This is a genomic window from Aeromonas sp. ASNIH1 (assembly GCF_002934285.1).
Lineage (GTDB): Bacteria > Pseudomonadota > Gammaproteobacteria > Enterobacterales > Aeromonadaceae > Aeromonas > Aeromonas caviae.
Genome location: NZ_CP026228.1, coordinates 4,216,464 through 4,232,794 on the forward strand (window position 1 = coordinate 4,216,464; position 16,331 = coordinate 4,232,794).

The 16,331-nt window shown below is 62.1% G+C and carries 13 protein-coding genes and 7 tRNA genes; 5 read left to right on the forward strand and 15 right to left on the reverse strand.

Going from position 1 to position 16,331, the window contains the following annotated elements:
* The first annotated feature begins 30 nt into the window (after positions 1–30).
* The 3 genes from C2U37_RS20440 to C2U37_RS20455 all read left to right on the forward strand — a co-directional run bounded on the left by C2U37_RS20440 (position 31) and on the right by C2U37_RS20455 (position 4,866).
* Positions 31–993 (forward strand): IS1595 family transposase, encoded by a 963-nt coding sequence (locus tag C2U37_RS20440; protein ID WP_041215707.1) that lies wholly within the window; start codon positions 31–33, stop codon positions 991–993.
* A gap of 63 nt (positions 994–1,056) precedes the next feature.
* On the forward strand, positions 1,057–2,100 hold the full coding sequence (locus C2U37_RS20445) for an IS110 family transposase (protein WP_103859307.1): 1,044 nt from the start codon (positions 1,057–1,059) through the stop codon (positions 2,098–2,100).
* Positions 2,101–3,609: 1,509 nt separating this feature from the next.
* Positions 3,610–4,866, forward strand: coding sequence for an amidohydrolase (locus tag C2U37_RS20455; protein ID WP_104452963.1), 1,257 nt, complete (start codon positions 3,610–3,612; stop codon positions 4,864–4,866).
* Between the two features lie 71 nt (positions 4,867–4,937).
* Here the strand turns inward: C2U37_RS20455 and yjjG are convergent, their stop codons facing one another.
* From yjjG to C2U37_RS20515, 13 genes are all read right to left on the reverse strand, one after another.
* Complete coding sequence (yjjG, locus tag C2U37_RS20460) at positions 4,938–5,618, reverse strand: pyrimidine 5'-nucleotidase (protein WP_010674855.1); 681 nt, start codon at positions 5,616–5,618, stop codon at positions 4,938–4,940.
* 33 nt (positions 5,619–5,651) lie between these two features.
* Positions 5,652–7,136, reverse strand: coding sequence for a M17 family metallopeptidase (locus C2U37_RS20465; RefSeq protein ID WP_104452964.1), 1,485 nt, complete (start codon positions 7,134–7,136; stop codon positions 5,652–5,654).
* Positions 7,137–7,280: 144 nt separating this feature from the next.
* Positions 7,281–7,357 (reverse strand) — tRNA-Met (locus C2U37_RS20470).
* A 96-nt stretch (positions 7,358–7,453) separates the two neighbouring features.
* Positions 7,454–7,530, reverse strand: a tRNA-Met gene (locus tag C2U37_RS20475).
* Between the two features lie 95 nt (positions 7,531–7,625).
* Positions 7,626–7,702 (reverse strand) — tRNA-Met (locus C2U37_RS20480).
* A 96-nt stretch (positions 7,703–7,798) separates the two neighbouring features.
* Positions 7,799–7,875 (reverse strand) — tRNA-Met (locus C2U37_RS20485).
* Positions 7,876–7,971: 96 nt separating this feature from the next.
* Positions 7,972–8,048, reverse strand: a tRNA-Met gene (locus C2U37_RS20490).
* 96 nt (positions 8,049–8,144) lie between these two features.
* Positions 8,145–8,221: transfer RNA gene (locus tag C2U37_RS20495), tRNA-Met, on the reverse strand.
* A 96-nt stretch (positions 8,222–8,317) separates the two neighbouring features.
* A tRNA-Met gene (locus C2U37_RS20500) sits at positions 8,318–8,394 on the reverse strand.
* A gap of 235 nt (positions 8,395–8,629) precedes the next feature.
* Entirely contained in the window at positions 8,630–9,349 is a 720-nt protein-coding gene (locus C2U37_RS20505; RefSeq protein ID WP_010674858.1) for a hypothetical protein, read from the reverse strand.
* Between the two features lie 106 nt (positions 9,350–9,455).
* On the reverse strand, positions 9,456–11,090 hold the full coding sequence (locus C2U37_RS20510; protein ID WP_104452965.1) for an ATP-dependent endonuclease: 1,635 nt from the start codon (positions 11,088–11,090) through the stop codon (positions 9,456–9,458).
* 76 nt (positions 11,091–11,166) lie between these two features.
* Positions 11,167–11,289: a hypothetical protein gene (locus tag C2U37_RS25275; protein WP_256094327.1), complete on the reverse strand. Its 123-nt coding sequence runs from the start codon at positions 11,287–11,289 to the stop codon at positions 11,167–11,169.
* A 62-nt stretch (positions 11,290–11,351) separates the two neighbouring features.
* Entirely contained in the window at positions 11,352–12,239 is an 888-nt protein-coding gene (locus C2U37_RS20515; protein WP_042016580.1) for a helix-turn-helix domain-containing protein, read from the reverse strand.
* Between the two features lie 178 nt (positions 12,240–12,417).
* Here C2U37_RS20515 and C2U37_RS20520 point away from each other — a divergent pair, with 178 nt between their 5' ends.
* Both C2U37_RS20520 and C2U37_RS20525 read left to right on the forward strand, forming a co-directional pair.
* Positions 12,418–13,335, forward strand: a complete 918-nt coding sequence (locus tag C2U37_RS20520; RefSeq protein ID WP_041215090.1) for a DMT family transporter — start codon at positions 12,418–12,420, stop codon at positions 13,333–13,335.
* A gap of 51 nt (positions 13,336–13,386) precedes the next feature.
* Positions 13,387–14,319, forward strand: coding sequence for a LysR family transcriptional regulator (locus C2U37_RS20525; RefSeq protein WP_104452966.1), 933 nt, complete (start codon positions 13,387–13,389; stop codon positions 14,317–14,319).
* A gap of 52 nt (positions 14,320–14,371) precedes the next feature.
* On the opposite strand, the gene C2U37_RS20530 is transcribed toward C2U37_RS20525, so the two are convergent.
* Entirely contained in the window at positions 14,372–15,151 is a 780-nt protein-coding gene (locus C2U37_RS20530; RefSeq protein WP_010674863.1) for a TSUP family transporter, read from the reverse strand.
* Between the two features lie 247 nt (positions 15,152–15,398).
* Positions 15,399–16,148, reverse strand: a complete 750-nt coding sequence (locus C2U37_RS20535) for a tRNA-uridine aminocarboxypropyltransferase (RefSeq protein WP_104452967.1) — start codon at positions 16,146–16,148, stop codon at positions 15,399–15,401.
* Positions 16,149–16,331: the final 183 nt, after the last annotated feature.

Genomic DNA, 16,331 nt, shown 5'->3' on the forward strand with positions numbered 1-16,331 from the left:
AAGTAGGTCATCACCGCGAGGACCTTCATCATGGATACGCCAGCCTTCCAACACCTGTTGTCCCTCTTTCCATTACTTACTCTGCGTCAGCGCCGTGTCGCTCAGCATGAGCTAGCCGCTCCACACCCGATTACGTCCCTCCATGCCCAGTTACCCACATGCTGCGGCTGTCCCCACTGCCAGGCGGATGCCACCCAGCTGGCCCCCTGGGGCTGGAGCCGTGGGCTGCGTCGTTACCGTTGTAAGCAGTGTCGGCGAACCAGCTCCCTCCTCACCAAGACGCCTTTGGCCAGATTACGTAAGGCTGAGCATTGGGAGGACTACGCCCAGGCTCTCATCGACGGGCTCACTGTCCGCCAGGCCGCCGTCCGCTGCGGTGTTTGCAAGAACACCGCCTTCTTGTGGCGTCACCGCTTCCTGAAGGCGATGGCAAACCACCAGGCAACACGGGAAGAAGGCATTGTGGAAGTGGATGAAACCTTCTTCCTCGAATCGTTCAAGGGGCAGCGAGGGTTGCCTCGTCCGGCAAGACATCGTGGCGGGAAAGGGCGTACCCGGGGGACCGGGCGGGATTACATCCCGGTGATGGTGGTGCAGGACAGGGCGGGCCATCAAGCCGACTTTCAGCTGGAAAGGCTGGATGCGCAGACGGTGAAAGCGGTGTTGCAGCCACTCATCGCGCCCGATGCAGTGCTCTGCAGTGATGGTGCAGGGGTGTATGCCAGTTTCAGCCAAGCGCGGGGCATAACACATCAGGTGGTGTACAACCGTCGAGGTGAGCGAGTCATTGGGGCATACCACATCCAGCATGTGAACGGATATCACCGGCGGTTGAAGGAGTGGATGGAACGATTCCATGGAGTCGCAACCCACTACCTGAGGAATTATCTGGGCTGGCGCAGGATGCTGGAACGTTACGGCAGGGAGGTAAATACCAAGATGTGTTTGCATGAGGCGCTAGGGCACCCGATGCAACACGTAATTGGGACATAGCCTAATGGGATGGTCTGCTCCATCCACCCCGCTATGCTGTAGCCAACATCAAGGAGGCTCATCATGACTCAAGCGCAGATTTACATTTACGGGATCGATTTAGGCAAAAATTGGTTTCACCTGGTGGCGATGGATCGCATGGGGCATGTATTGGCCAAGCAAAAGCTCACTCGCTCACAACTGAAACAGTTCATTAGCACGACCCCACCCTGTCGGGTCGCCTTCGAGGCATGTCCTGGTTCGCAATACTGGGGGCGCCTGTTTCAACAGGCGGGGTTCGAACCCAAGATTATCCCTGCCCAATTTGTGAAGCCCTACCTCAAATCAAACAAGAATGACTTCAACGATGCTACCGCCATTGCCGAGGCTGGTAGCAGAGGCACTATGCGCTGTGTCCCGTTGAAATCTCATGAGCAACTGGCATTGCAGGCGACTCATCGCGTCCGTCAGCGTTTCATCGTCGAACGTACCGCCACTGTCAATCAGATGCGAGCGTTGCTGCTGGAATATGGGCTCACCGTGCCAGTCGGCAGAAAAGTCTTCGAGCGCTCTCTGCCGACGATCCTTGAAGATGCCGAGAATGGCTTGCCTGACTTTATCCGCGCCCTGGTATTACGCCTGAGAGAACGGTGGCAACAGCTGGATATTCAGATTGATGACATGAGCCTCATGCTCGGACAAGCCTCAAGCGCATCAGGTTTGTGCCAAAAAATCAGTACCGTCCCCGGCATTGGACCGATTGTCTCAACCGCGTTGATTGCCGCGATTGGCAATGGCTCACAATTCAAGAAAGCCCGCGACCTGTCAGCCTGGTTGGGGTTGGTCCCCAGGCAATATTCAACGGGTGGCAAATCTTCGCTCGGCGGGATCAGTAAGCGTGGCAATAGCTATTTAAGGCAAATGGTTATTCAGGGCGCCAAAGCGCTAAAAATTCACATGAAGCGTGACAAATCATCGTTAGGCGAATGGGTCGCTAGGCTGGAGGCCGGCCATCACCATCATGTGGTCCTTATCGCCTTGGCCAACAAGATAATGCGAATTTGCTGGAAAGTACTGACATCCGGCAGGGATTACCAACCCTATCCCAACGCAAGCGCAGCCGTTTAACAGATATAACTCATACCCGGTTTTGCGAGCCAAAAACAGATGACAGAAGCGTTCACCCCACGACGTTGCAGCCTGGCTAAAAAAGCAGTCTCTCATGACTGGTAGCTTTATTAGGACGACGACGTGCGGATCCCATCAAGGCCAGAGCCGGAAAACGGCTCACAGATAGGCCGGATACATTGACGCAAACGACTTCTGGAAATCAGTTCAAGCTTGCAGATAAGGAGCAGACCATACATTTTTTATGCGGGCTCCTCACCCCCTCCTCCCCCTGCGGGGGCCCGACTATCCACTGGCCACTGTCGCCATCTCTTACCCCTTGCCCGGCGGCCCTGAGCCTCTGACCCCACGACCTTCTCCTTTACTTCTTTCCCCCGCTTTTCTGCTTGCTCACCTTGTTCGCGACGGGTCTGGATAAAGGCCTTGGTACCGCAGAGCCACGGCCCTGCGCCAGGCCTCCCCTGCCCTTCATCCCATCACACTGGCGCCATATAGCCACCCGGGTGGGCCGACGATCTCTCCCGCTTCCCCTGCGCGCGGGCCCAGTGGCTCGTCCCCCCAAGAAAACAGCGAAAAACGGGGCTTCCGGCCACCCAAGGCCCCATGAAGATCGCCCCCCCATTTTCCCGCCTTCCCCCCTTTCCTTCCATGCTCCTTTGACGGCCCTTTTGTCGTTTTTTCGTACTCTTTTTGCTCCCATCCTGTTTGGGATGAGCAGAAAATTGAGACTTCATCGGATAACCCTGGCTGGCAACAGCCTTGCAGACTGAGGTTAGGGCACAAGTCGTGAGAAAACATGACATGGGATGACAAAACCTGGCTATCGGCCACCAACTTCCCTATGACGACATCAATTGGCACATCCCGCAGGCCATTTTGCTGCCGAAAAATGGAAATCACCACAAAGACCCCAATCGAAACCATCAAGAAGAGAGTCATAAAAACAACATAACTCAATGAATTTAAAGACTTTATATGCCTCCACTTTCACTAGCATCACCATAAAACCCTTCTCAGGACAAAAAACGCCCTTAAACTTGGGAAAATGCGACCATATTTCACCACCAAACCATTTTTGCCTCATAATTACATTTTTCGTTGTTTTATCGTTCTGTTGTGGTATCTTGGTTCCATCATGAGCCAACCAAGGGAGATAAAATCATGAAAGAGTTCGTAGTTACCGCCGTTTTCACCGTGTTTTTCACTCTGGTTGCCGTCTCCATGCCGTCGCTGGCACAGCTCTAAGTCGGTCAATCAGCCTTCTGCCACCTCTGCACCAGAGGGGTGGTTCAAAAAACAGACTGCAACATGGGTTTTTGACGCGCTCTGGCAAAGGATGATGCCAAGCCATCATTGAGTGCGATCTGCGCACACAAAACGACCTCGTCGACATCCATGCCATCTTTCAAGGGGAGCCCGGGCTCCCCTTGTCGCATCTCCCCCTGCGGGATTTACTCTTGTCCCCCTGCCCGTCACAATGGCCGCTGGATTTGCCACGCAGGAACCACCATGACTCAGGATGCCTTGCGCCACTGGCGCCGCGACCTTCATCGTCACCCCGAAGCCGCCTGGTGTGAATTTCGCACCACCACCCTCATCGCCCAACACCTCAGTGAACTCGGTTTCTCCATCATGCTGGGGGATCAACTGCTCGCCAGCACCCTCATCATGGGACGGGAAATAGACGTCGAGGCCCAGAAGGCCCGTGCCCTGCACCAGGGGGCGCATCCGGAGTGGCTGACGCGGATCGACGCACTCACCGGCGTGATGGGACTCTGGGAGAGCGGGCGCCCCGGCCCCACCCTGGCGTTTCGCTTCGATATCGATGCGGTGGAGGTCGAAGAGAGCCAGGAGGCGTCACACCTGCCCGGCCAGGGAGGCTGGCACTCCGCCAACCCGGGCTGGATGCACGCCTGTGCCCACGATGGCCACACCGCCATCGGGCTGGTGCTGGCCGAGCGGATCGCGGCCCTCGCCGATCGCCTCACTGGCCGCATCAAGCTCTTCTTCCAGCCGGCTGAAGAGGGCTGCCGAGGCGGCAAGGCGCTGGCGGCAGGGGGGCAGCTCGACGACGTGGACGCCCTGCTGGCACTGCACATCGGCATTCACGCGAGCAGTGGTGAGCTGGTGGTCAACCCCACCGAGTTTCTCTGTTCAACCAAATTCGACGTGGAGTTCATGGGGCAAGCCGCCCATGCGGGGCTCGAGCCCAACGCGGGCCACAATGCCCTGGCGGCGGCCTGCATGGCCACCACCGCCATGCTCGGCATTCCCCGCCATCGGGACGGCATGACCCGCATCAACGTGGGGCAGCTCAACGGCGGCAGTGGACGCAACGTCATCCCGGGCCATGCCCGCCTGATGGGGGAGACCCGTGGCGCGACGCCGGCCCTCAACGACTACATGTTCAATCAGGTGCAGCAGATTGTGGAGGGGGCGGCCCTGATGCAGGGCGCGACCTACCACATCCGCAAACAGGGGGAAGCGATCGGCATCGAGAACAGCCCAGCCCTCATCGAGGAAATCGTGCCTCTCGCAGAGGGGATCTCCCTTGATACCATCCACACCCGCCGCTTCGGGGCCAGCGAGGATGCCGGTTTCCTCATCGAGCGGGTACAGCAGCACGGCGGCGAAGCCGCCTATCTCATCCTGGGAGCCAACCTCGCGGCCCCCCACCATCATCCGGAGTTCGACTTCGACGAAGCCGTGCTGGCCCCCGGAGTGGCCTTGCTGGAGGCCTGGCTGCTCGCCCGCCTCGGCCGCTAGCAGACGCCGGATGCAAACAAGGCAGCCCATGGGCTGCCTTGTTTTTTTACACCCTTGCGGGCATAGAGGACCTACTCTCCCAGCACGATCGCACAGAGATGGGCGAAGTGGTGGATCTCGTGGGTCGCCTCGCACGGGCCTGTCTCCCGTCCCGGGTTGTACCAGCAGGTGGCAAGCCCCTGGGCGGCGGCACCGGCGATGTCGGTCTTGGGATTGTCCCCCACCATCAACACCCGCGCCGGGCTCGGCTGACCCATCTGCGCCAGGGCATGCTGGAAGATGGCCGCCGCCGGCTTGGTCACTTGCACCTCGTCAGAGATAACGAGAGGCTCAAACCAGCTGTTCCAGCCCAGTTTGTCGAGGCGCCCGCGCTGGGGCAGGCTGAAGCCGTTGGTGATGATCCCCATTCTGACCTTGCTCTTCAGGGCCTGCAGGGTCTCCTCCACCCCCTCCAGCGGCACGCTCAGGGCGATGATCTGCTGCAGGAAGGTCTCGTTCATCGCCATGGGCGCCACGTTGACCTGCTCGGCAAAGAGCGAAAAACGGGTCTGCTGCAGGTGGGTGGCGTCAATCTCCCCTGAGTTGTACTGCTGCCAGAGCCGCTGGTTGAGGGCATGGTACTCCGCCATCTTGGGGGGAGTCGGCGCCACGCCGTAGATCTGCAGGGTCCGCTCCAGCGCCCTGGCGACCGGAAAATCGAGCAGGGTTTCGTCCAGATCGAACAGCACCCAGTCATAGCTTGCTTGTTTCACGCTTGTCCTTATTGATTGTGCTTGGCCACGTTGTCATGCGTCGGGCGCACCCATCCCCAGAGGGCTGTCGAGCAGGGTCAGGGTCAGCCTGACACCAAAGCCGGTTACCTCGCTGCCCACCACGCCATTGCCCCCCTTGTTGCGAAAACCACTCAGGTCGAGGTGCAACCAGGGAAGCTCGGCGGGCACGAAGCGCGTGAGAAAACGGGCGGCATCGATGTGATCCGGGGAGGCGCCCGGCGCGCACTGTAACAGATCGGCCCACTCGCTATCGAGGTTGTCATCGTAATCCTCGTCCAGGGGGAAGGGCCAGACTCGCTCCCCGCTCTGCTGTCCCAGCGCGATCAGAGTGGTGAGCCACTCGGGGCGGTTGGTGAAGGCGCCGCTGTAACGGCTGCCGAGCGCCCGTTTGCAGGCGCCGGTCAGGGTGGCATAGTCGATCAGCAAGTCGGGTTTGTCCCCGGCCGCCAGGGTCAGGGCATCCGCCAGCACCATGCGACCCTCGGCGTCGGTGTCCACCACTTCGATGGTGGTGCCGTTGAGGGCGGTCACCACCTCACCGGGCCGGAAGGCCTGCGGGCCGATGTGGTTCTCGGCGATGGCGAGCCAGCAGTGCACCTCAACGGGGAGTTTCGCCCGGCTGATGGCCAACAACGTGCCAAGGGCCACCGCGCTGCCCCCCATGTCCAAGTGCATGCCATACATGCTGCCACCGACTTTCAGGTTGTAGCCACCGGAGTCGTGGCAGATCCCCTTGCCCACCAGCGCAACGCGGCGCACCGGGTTGGCCGGACAGTAACTGAGCCTGACGATGGCGGCCTGACCGTCCGCCGAACCACGGGCCACCGCCAGGAAGGCGCCAGCCCCCTTCTGTGCCAGGGTCGTCTCATCAAACTCCTGCCACTGCCACCCCTCCTGCTGCGCCAGCTCCCGGGCATAGGCCCGGTAATGACGGGCATTGAGCTCGGACGCTGGCAGCACCGCCAGGTGGCGAGCCAGACCATTGCCTTCGGTTTCTGCGCTCAGGCGGGCCATGTCCAGTTCGCAAGGGGGGGAAAGTTGCAACTGCTGATAACCCGGTCTTGTCGCCTCACTCCGTTTCTGGGTCGGCAGGGTCACATCGGCGGCGAGCAGGCAGGCGAGCACCACCCTTGCCAGTTGGGCGCGATGCTCATCGTCAAAGCCCTCCAGATGGAGCGCCAGGTGCGTCGCCTTGAGGCCCGCCAGCGAGCCCACCCAGCTGCGCACCTGCTTGTAGAGCCGATGATCCAGGACCGGGCGGGCATCCATGAAGATCACCCGTTGCAGCCCCTGACTGTCGTCGAGGGAATAGGGGGCCTTCTGACCCAGGGCTATCTGGGTTGCCACGGCGGCAAAGGGAGGCGTCGCCAGCAGGGTATCGCGCGCTGAGTCGGCAATGAGCAGGAGTTTGACGGCAGCCGGCCCTGCCATTACTTCGGCGAGGGAGGTGCTCTGCATCGTGATTTGGGGAGAAGAATAGCTAAAAGGGGTCATCACAGGGTGCGGCCTCATCCATGAACAGAAAGCAGGATGATACCGAACAAATGGCGAGAGGGATCGGAAAAACACACATTATTGTGTGCAAGCAACAGATGCTGGAGGGGATCAGAGAGGTAATGCAGAAGAAAATCAGTCAGAAGTTGGTTGCGGGGGCCGGATTTGAACCGACGACCTTCGGGTTATGAGCCCGACGAGCTACCGAGCTGCTCCACCCCGCGTCCGAATTGTATTGCCACCACAAAAAGCAGAGCAGTTGCTTCTTGCTGTCTTCGTTTCCACCGCAGGCGCTAGCGCTTGCCATGAACACAAATAGTTGGTTGCGGGGGCCGGATTTGAACCGACGACCTTCGGGTTATGAGCCCGACGAGCTACCGAGCTGCTCCACCCCGCGTCCGAATTGTATTGCCACCACAAAAAGCAGAGCAGTTGCTTCTTGCTGTCTTCGTCTCCACCGCAGCGCTAGCGCTTGCCATGAACACAAATAGTTGGTTGCGGGGGCCGGATTTGAACCGACGACCTTCGGGTTATGAGCCCGACGAGCTACCGAGCTGCTCCACCCCGCGTCCGAATTGTATTGCCACCACAAAAAGCAGAGCAGTTGCTTCTTGCTGTCTTCGTCTCCACCGCAGCGCTATGCGCTTGCCATGGACACAAATAGTTGGTTGCGGGGGCCGGATTTGAACCGACGACCTTCGGGTTATGAGCCCGACGAGCTACCGAGCTGCTCCACCCCGCGTCCGAATTGTATTGCCACCACAAAAAGCAGAGCAGTTGCTTCTTGCTGTCTTCGTCTCCACCGCAGCGCTATGCACTTGCCATGGACACAAATGGTTGGTTGCGGGGGCCGGATTTGAACCGACGACCTTCGGGTTATGAGCCCGACGAGCTACCGAGCTGCTCCACCCCGCGTCCGAATTGTATTGCCACCACAAAAAGCAGAGCAGTTGCTTCTTGCTGTCTTCGTCTCCACCGCAGCGCTATGCGCTTGCCATGGACACAAATAGTTGGTTGCGGGGGCCGGATTTGAACCGACGACCTTCGGGTTATGAGCCCGACGAGCTACCGAGCTGCTCCACCCCGCGTCCGAATTGTATTGCCACCACAAAAAGCAGAGCAGTTGCTTCTTGCTGTCTTCGTTTCCACCGCAGGCGCTAGCGCTTGCCATGAATACAAATGGTTGGTTGCGGGGGCCGGATTTGAACCGACGACCTTCGGGTTATGAGCCCGACGAGCTACCGAGCTGCTCCACCCCGCGTCAGAGGTCGCCCATAATAGGCGCCAACGCTGAGATTGCAAGTAAATATCCTAAAAAAAGTTTATTCGGGGATTAAACCGTCACATACTGCGCTCTTTTGCAACAAATCGCAGTTTTTTCAGGCAGCTAGCGATCTCTCGCCCCTCAGGCCCCTCCCCGCGCTCCCCCCGACTTGCCCCTCTTTGCCATAAAAAAAGCCCGCACAACAAGGTGCGGGCGGGAGGATGCGCCGGGATCAGGCGAGCTGGTGCAACACGCTGGTCGCCGCAATCTGGGCGATGATGAGGCCGCACAGGGTCACGGAGACCACCACGGGGGCCGTCTCCTGCTGACGGTAGATGGGGCTGAACCAGAGCAGCAGGGCTGCGACCAGCAGGCCGGCCTGGGTCACTACCCCGGGGATCAGCGGGTCGAGCCCGGCGCTGCTCCCCTGCCAACCCACCAGCACCGCCAGCCAGATAAGACTCAGGATGGCGGAGACCAGCCCCGCCAGGGGCAGCAGCAGATTGAAGGCTTGCAGGCGGTGGCGGGCACGTAGCAGCATCAGGTGGGCAAAGGCCGACCCCAGCAGCACCATCTGCAGCAGGCCGCCGAGCCAGCCCTGGATCTGCATCAGACCCAGCCCGTAGAGGGCGAGCGGCATGGCGGGCAACCATAGCAGGGTGGCGGGGATGGCGCGCTTGCCCTCCAGGCGAGACTGGACCAGGGAGAGCACGATACCGAGCACCAGGGCGGCCCCCCCGCTCCAGATGAGCCAGCCCGCAACCTTGGCCTCCACCGCCAGCATCAGGGAGAGCCCGGTGATCACCCAGACCGAGAAGAGCTGGGTAGTGATCCGCGAGCGCTGGCCCGGGCAGAGATCCCCGCGCCACAGGACGAGCCCCACGGCGATCAGGGCTCCCAGGGCCATCAGACCGGTCAGGGGGAAGAGCCAAAAAGGAAGTTGGACGAACATAGGGTCTCCGGCAGCAGTCCGGGTGCGGGTGCACCCATCACAGGGTAAGGAAGGACAAGAGGCAGGGAGTATATCCAAACTCCCCCCGTCTTCCCAACGTCGCCGGTCAGCTTTGTCCCCGGGCAAGGGCGACCACCCGGGCAAACATCTGCTTGAGCACAGGGGGAATGTGCTCGCTGCCGAGGCGCTCCGCCTCCTCCACCACCGCCAGGGCCATGCCTGGCTTGCTGCGATGGTGGATCGCCTTGGCGATGACGCGCCCGGCGTTGAGGGTGGAGCGCCCCCCGACCCCCGCCTCACGCCGGAACACCCCCTCGAACCCGTTCTGGTAGAGGTAGTGCTCTATGTCTGCCGCCGGCAACTGGGTCAGCCGATCCCGCTCACGCTCCCCCTTGAGCAGGGAGCGGGCGGAGCTTGCATACTTGGCGCCCGCCTCGTCACCGTCGGTGAGCAGGTGCCACTCTATGCCAAAGTCCCGGGCCACCTTGATGAGGGGAGCCTGGCCGCACTGGGCGAACTCGATGATACGCACCCCCTCCGCCCGCAGGCTGTAGCCGCAGATCTGGGCCAGCTCCGAGAGCAGCCAGATCTCGGTCTCCCCTTCCACCAGCAGCCAGCAGCGGGCAAACATCGACATGGGCCTGTTGATGCGCACATGGAAGGCAATCTTGCGCAGATCGTCGCTGCTGTAGCGCTCCCCTCCCAACTGATGGCAAAGGATGTCCTGCTGGCGGCGCACCAGACGGCGCACCTGATTGAGGGGCAAGGAGGAGAGCAGGTCCCCCGAGTTGGTGGTGAGCAGCTTCTGGCCGGGCAACTGCTCCAGCAGACCCCAGGCCAGGGCCAGCATGGTGGGATGCAGGCGGCTCTCTGGGTCTTCCAGCATCAATATGGGTCTGGCCCCCTCCTCCAGCTCCCGGTTGCCTCGGGCGTGGAGCAGCATGGCCGCCATGCCCGCCATAGCCAGTTGCAGCGCCCGGTTGTCCGCATTGCGCAGCAGCACCTGCAGGTTGCCGGGATTGCGCAGGGTCATGGGGCGATTGACGATATCCCGCTGGCTGCGAGGCTTGTGCTTGATGGGAGCTAAAGCGCTGAAGTAGTGCTCCATCAACTGCTGCACCGCCTGCAGCGCCTCCTTGAGTTCAGGCTCGCCGATGCGCTGGGGCTCGTCGGTGAGCTTGCCGGCCAGCTCGTCCAGCCGCTGCTCGCACAGATCCCCCCAGGGCAGCCGCTCGATGCCCTCCCGGGCGGTACGGGCATCCCGCAGCCTGAACACCGGGTTCATGGTAATGAGCAGACGCACCAGCGCCTCGTTGTTGTCGATGGCCAGGCTCTTGCCGATGCCGTCGAGAAAGTCGTGGGTGGTGAGCACGCTGCCATCGTCCTGCAACTCGGCACTGGCACGATAATGCACCCGGTGGAACTTGTCCTTGTGGGGGATCCAGGCCGCCCCGAGGCGGGCCAGACGGCGGGAGTGCTGGCACATCTGGGGACGATACTCGCTGAAGGTGAGCACCAGTTGCAGCGTGCGCGAGGGTTCGAGCTCGGGATCTTCGGGCCGGTGAAAATCATCCTGACCAAATTGATAGGGCTCGGCATCCCCCAGCAGGCACCAGAGGGCCCGCAGCAGGCTGGATTTGCCCCAGGCGTTTTCGCCGATGAGCACAGTGGTGTTGTCCAGCCCGAGGGAGAGGCGATTTATTCCGCGAAAACCTTTGACTTCAATGCGTTCCAGAAACATGCGGCCATATCCAGTCCATCCTGATGGCGCAATAGTGGCAAAGTTGCCGGAAAAATCCTATCGGGTTAAGGCGTTTTCAGCGGGAACTGTGAGGAACGAGCGGTTCGGGCGGCGTCGGCTGGGTGGCGCGATAGAGGGGGGCATTCCAGTGGTTGAACCAGAGATGGCGAGTGCGGGTCTGACGTTTGCGATGATTCAATGGGCATTCCTTTCAATGGATAAGAGACAGAGGGTACACCTCTTTTGCCCAGAGTCTCAGGGTTATCTGTGACAGGAGAATGACAACTGGGCTCGCCACTGGCCCGGGCTCAGGCCGAACGCCTCCCGAAAGCGGTTGCCAAAATGGGCCTGGGAGGAGAAGCCGCACTGGGCGGCGATGCTGGCCAGAGGCTCGCTTCCCGCCAGCAACTGCTTGGCCCGCTTGAGCCGCAGCCCGAGCAGGTAGCGGTGGGGCGGACAGCCCAGGCTCTGCCCGAACATCCGGGCGAAGTGGTATTCGCTCAGACCCGCCTCCCGGGCGAGCTCTCCCAGAGTGACCGGCTCGGCCAGGTGAGCCTGCAGATACTCCTGCACCCGGCGCACCACGGCGGGGGCCAGGCCGCCGCGCACCTCCGGCAGCGCCGGGGCCTCGCGGGTGTGATGGCGATAGGCGTGCAGCATCAGCATCCAGGCACCGTGGGAGAGCGCCATGCGATCGATGCCGTGCTGCCAGTCCAGCTTCATCAATTGCCCCTGCACCAGGGCCGCCGCCTGGGGATCGTCGATGAAGGTCTTGTCTTCCAGTTGCAGATGACGCCCCTCCTTGTCACACGCCTGCTCGGCGATACGGGTGAAGTGGGCGGGGGTGAAGTAGAGGTGGAAGAAGCGAAACTCCTCGCGCACCAGCCACTCGGATCTGTGGTGATCCGGCATGATGCACACCTTGCCCGCACCGCCATGGCCACCGGGGCCGTCCAGCCGCTCAGTCTGCTCGCCCCCCTGCAGGTAGACGCTGATGGTGTGGTTGCCCGGCTTGTGGTAGCGGGTCTGATCGTAGCGGTTGCACCAGCTCGCCACCCCGAGCCCGGGCTCCAGCCAGCAGGAGTCCTCCAGTCTGGCACCGGTGCTCACCAGGGCATCAAAGACCCCCGCCTGTCTTGTCTGCTGCATGGCATGCTGCACGCTTGCGTCCCTCTCTGGCACTTGCCGCCCCTTTCCTGTCGCCATCTTATCGCGCCTCATGGTCAAAGGCTGCGCCTCCGTTGAAAAAACCGCAAGATGGTGCAAGCCGGCGCCCCGCCTCCCGGTTCATGCTGATCACATCATCTTCTCTTGATGGGATCACACCATGAATCTGATGCTCTATGTTTCCACCGTCCTCATCTGGGGCAGCACCTGGATTGCCATCGCCTGGCAGCTCGGCCCCATCCCCATCGAGGTCTCGGTGCTCTATCGTTTCGCCCTGGCGGCCCTGGCCCTGTTCGCCCTGCTCACGGTGAGCGGCAAGTTTCCGCGACTGCCCTGGGCGGGCCAGCGTTATGCTGCCCTGCTCGGCGCGTTGCTCTTTTCTACCAACTTCCTCTGTTTCTACCACGCCACCCTCTATATCCCGAGCGGCCTGTCGGCGGTGATTTTCGCCAGCGCCAGCATCTTCAACGGCCTCAATCTCTGGCTGTTCGAGGGTAAACGACCGGGCCTGCGCTGGCTGCAAGGATCGTTGCTGGGGCTGCTTGGCACCCTGCTGCTCTTCTGGCCGGTGCTGGCGGATGCGCAACTGGGTGCAAACGGCTGGAAGGGCTTGCTCTTTGCCTGCGCCGGCACCCTCTGCTTCTCCCTGGGCAACCTGGTCTCCGCCCGGGGACAGCGCCAGGGCTATCACGTATTGCAGATGGTACCCTGGGGCATGGTCTACGGCGTGGCGCTGCTGCTGGGCTGGGTCACGGTACTCGGTCAGTCACTCACCCTGCCCACCGACCCGCGCTACCTCGCCGCCATGGTCTATCTGGCCATCTTCGGCTCCGTCATCGCCTTCACCGCCTACCTCACCCTGGTGGGGCGCATCGGTGCCAGCAAGGCGGCCTACGCCACCGTGCTCTTCCCCCTGGTGGCCCTCACCCTCTCCACCTTCTATGAAGGCTTTGTCTGGCAGACGGTCTCCATCGTCGGCGTAGTGGTGAGTCTCATCGGCAACCTGGTGATCTTCGCGCCCCCCGTCAAGGCGTGGCGCTGGCCGCTATCAAGGGCCGCAAACGGTACTTGCCCCTGATGCCACCAGCCCCTAAGGTAACCGCGTCCAACACACGAGGAGGGAGGACGCATGTTACTGGAAGGGCTGGAGACACTCTGCCTGCTGGCAAGCGAGGGCACCATGGCCAAGGTTGCAAGCCGCCTCTATATCAGTCAGTCGGCGGTCAGCAAGCGCATCGCCCAGCTGGAGCAGCGCCTTGGCAAGAAGCTCATCGAGCCGGATGGCCGTCATATCCGCCTCACTCCCCAGGCCCGTGAGCTGCTCGCCCGGGTAGCCCCGAGCCTCGCCGAAATGAAGGGGGTGCTGGCGGACAGCCAGACCCTCACGGATCAGACCCCTCTGTCCATCGCCTGCTCCGAAACCCTGCTGGCGGGCTACCTCGCCCGCTTCATGCACGCCTACCTTGAACGGGATCCCCACATTGCCCTCTCTACCCACCACACCCCGGTCATTCTGGCCCGGGTGCGCGGCGGGGATGCCCTGCTCGGGATCTGCGCCGGCCGCCTGCCGCCTGGCCATGGGCTGTGTGCCGAACGGCTGCTGGAGGAGCCCTTCTATCTGGTGGGGGACGCTCTGGATGAGGCGGCACAGCCGGATCACCAGAGCGCCTTGCAAGAAACTGTGACCAGCAAGCAACTGGCTGAAGGCGACGTGAGTCAGGGGATGCAGGGCAAGGTGCGCAAGATCCTGACCATGGATCTGGAGAACCCCTCCAACCGCTATCTGCGCGAGCCCCTGGCCGCCCTCGGGCTTATCCCCGCCATGGAGCTCGATTCCTACCTGGCGCTGATCGAGCTGGCCAAGGCAGGCATTGGCCCCGTGCTCCTGCCCGCCGGCCTGCTGGCGCTGGTGGGTGAGCAGGGGACACAGGCACGCCCCCTGCCGGGACTGGGCCGCCCGCTCCACCTGGTCTATCGGCCAAACAGCCTCAAGCGCGATCGCATTGCCCGCCTGGTGCAGGCGCTGCAAGCCCATTTCCGGCAACTTTCGGCACTGGGCTGAAACGCAAGAGGGCCCGATCTGCGATCGGGCCCTCGTCATGGGGGGTACCGGCTCAGCCCAGCCAGGCAAAGAGCTCGGGGTACTGGCTCCACACCAGCTTGGCGGACATCACCAGGGAGACGGTCACCAGCAGCGGCTTGATGAGCTTCACCCCTTTCTTGAGCACCAGCTTGGAGCCCATGCGCGCCCCGATGAACTGCCCCAGCGCCATGCACAGCCCCACGCTCCACACCACCTTGCCCCCCAGGGTGAAGAAGAGCAGGGAAGCGATGTTGGAGGTGAAGTTGAGCAGCTTGGTGTGGGCGGTGGCCCGCGCCATGCCAAAACCCGCCAGGGCCACGAAACCGATGGCAAAAAACGACCCCGTGCCCGGCCCGAAGAAGCCGTCATAAAAGCCCACGCCCCCGCCCACCAGCAGGGCGAACGCCATGGGGGTGAGGCGGCGCTGGCTCTCCGCATCGCTCACCCTGGGGGAGAAGTAGAAATAGCAGGCAAACGCCATCAGCAGGAAGGGGAGCAGCCGCTCCAGGATGGCGGCATCGATGGTCTGCACCGCCAGGGTGCCGATGGCTGCCCCGATGAAGGTGCAGATGACAGCCGGCCAGATGATGGCCCACTCAAGGAGCCCCTTGCGGGCATAGAACCAGGTGGCGGAGAAAGAACCGAAACTGCTCTGCAACTTGTTGGTGCCAAGCACCAGGGCTGGCGGCATGCCGGTGGCCAGCAGGGCCGGCACCGTCAAGAGTCCCCCGCCCCCGGCGATGGCGTCGATAAAGCCGGCGATGAGGGCCACCCCGAACAGGGCAACCAGGGTGAGCAGTTCCAGTTCCATCCATAGACCTCGTGTGATTGGCGGCGCCCGGCATGGCCTGGAGCCTGAAGGAGTCAACAGGTCGCTATCCTAGCGAGGACAGGCTCATGAAGCCAACGAAACAATGGCAGCCAACTAATTCCTTATTTTCATCAATCAACGTGCGAGAGGGTCTGTGCTTTGATAACCGCCAGCCCCTCCAGCACGGGCGCTTCATCCGCGCCGGGAGCACGGCTTACCCGGCCAGCCATGTAGCGGCTGCTGAGAATTAATCCAGAGCGCGGCTCTGGGCTTTGATGGCCTCCAGCCCCTCCAGCAGGGGCGCTTCATCCTCGCCGGGTGCACGGCTTACCCGGCCAGCCATGTAGCGGCGGCTAAAGAGATTGAACCAGAGCTGCAGCGCCTGCCCCGCCCGTAGCTCCCCGGCCACTTCCAGCACGCAGGCGGCCACCTCGGCGGTGCACAGGTGCTCGTCGCTGTGGGCGACGCGCATACCGTAGGTAGAGAGCGCGTCCGGCTTGATGGCGAGCACAGGGAAGCCGTCCAGATAGGGACTCTTGTTGAACATCTTGCGCGCCTCGGGCCAGGTGCCGTCCAGCAGGATGAACAGCGGCTTCTTGCCGGGAGCCAGTACCACCTCGCCGGTCAGGCGGTCGGGCGCTTTTTCGCAGGCGGGAAAGACCACGTAGGGCTGCCAGGCGGGATCCGCCAGCAGGGCCAGCAGCTCGGGATGGGGTTCGGTACGCGACCAGAGAAAGGCCCAGGTAGAGTCCGGCAGCACGTCGGCGATGAGGCGCCCGGTGTTGGAGGGCTTCATGGGCTCGCTGTCATACATCATGAGGCAGAACCCGGCCTCGGCCTTGAGCGCCGGGCGCCAGTCGCAGGCACACCAGTCGTGGCGCAGCTGGCAGGCATCGCAGCGTGGCACGCTGCCGCCACGGGCAAGAAAGGGTCGGGTCGAGACGCTCTTGCGCCAGATGCGCAGGCGGTTGACGGCGTGATCGGGGATGGGCTTCATGGAACGCGGCTCTGACTGTGCCTGTGGCGGGACAAAAGGGGGCTGATTGTAACGGCGAGCCCTCCTGGCGGCAAGGCTTGCCAGGCGGCGCCCTGCCCCCTTCCCTCCCGCGTTCTGCCCGCCTCGCCCCCATGAAAAAAGGGGCCCTGAGACCCCTACTCACCATCCGTTGCAACCGGGTCT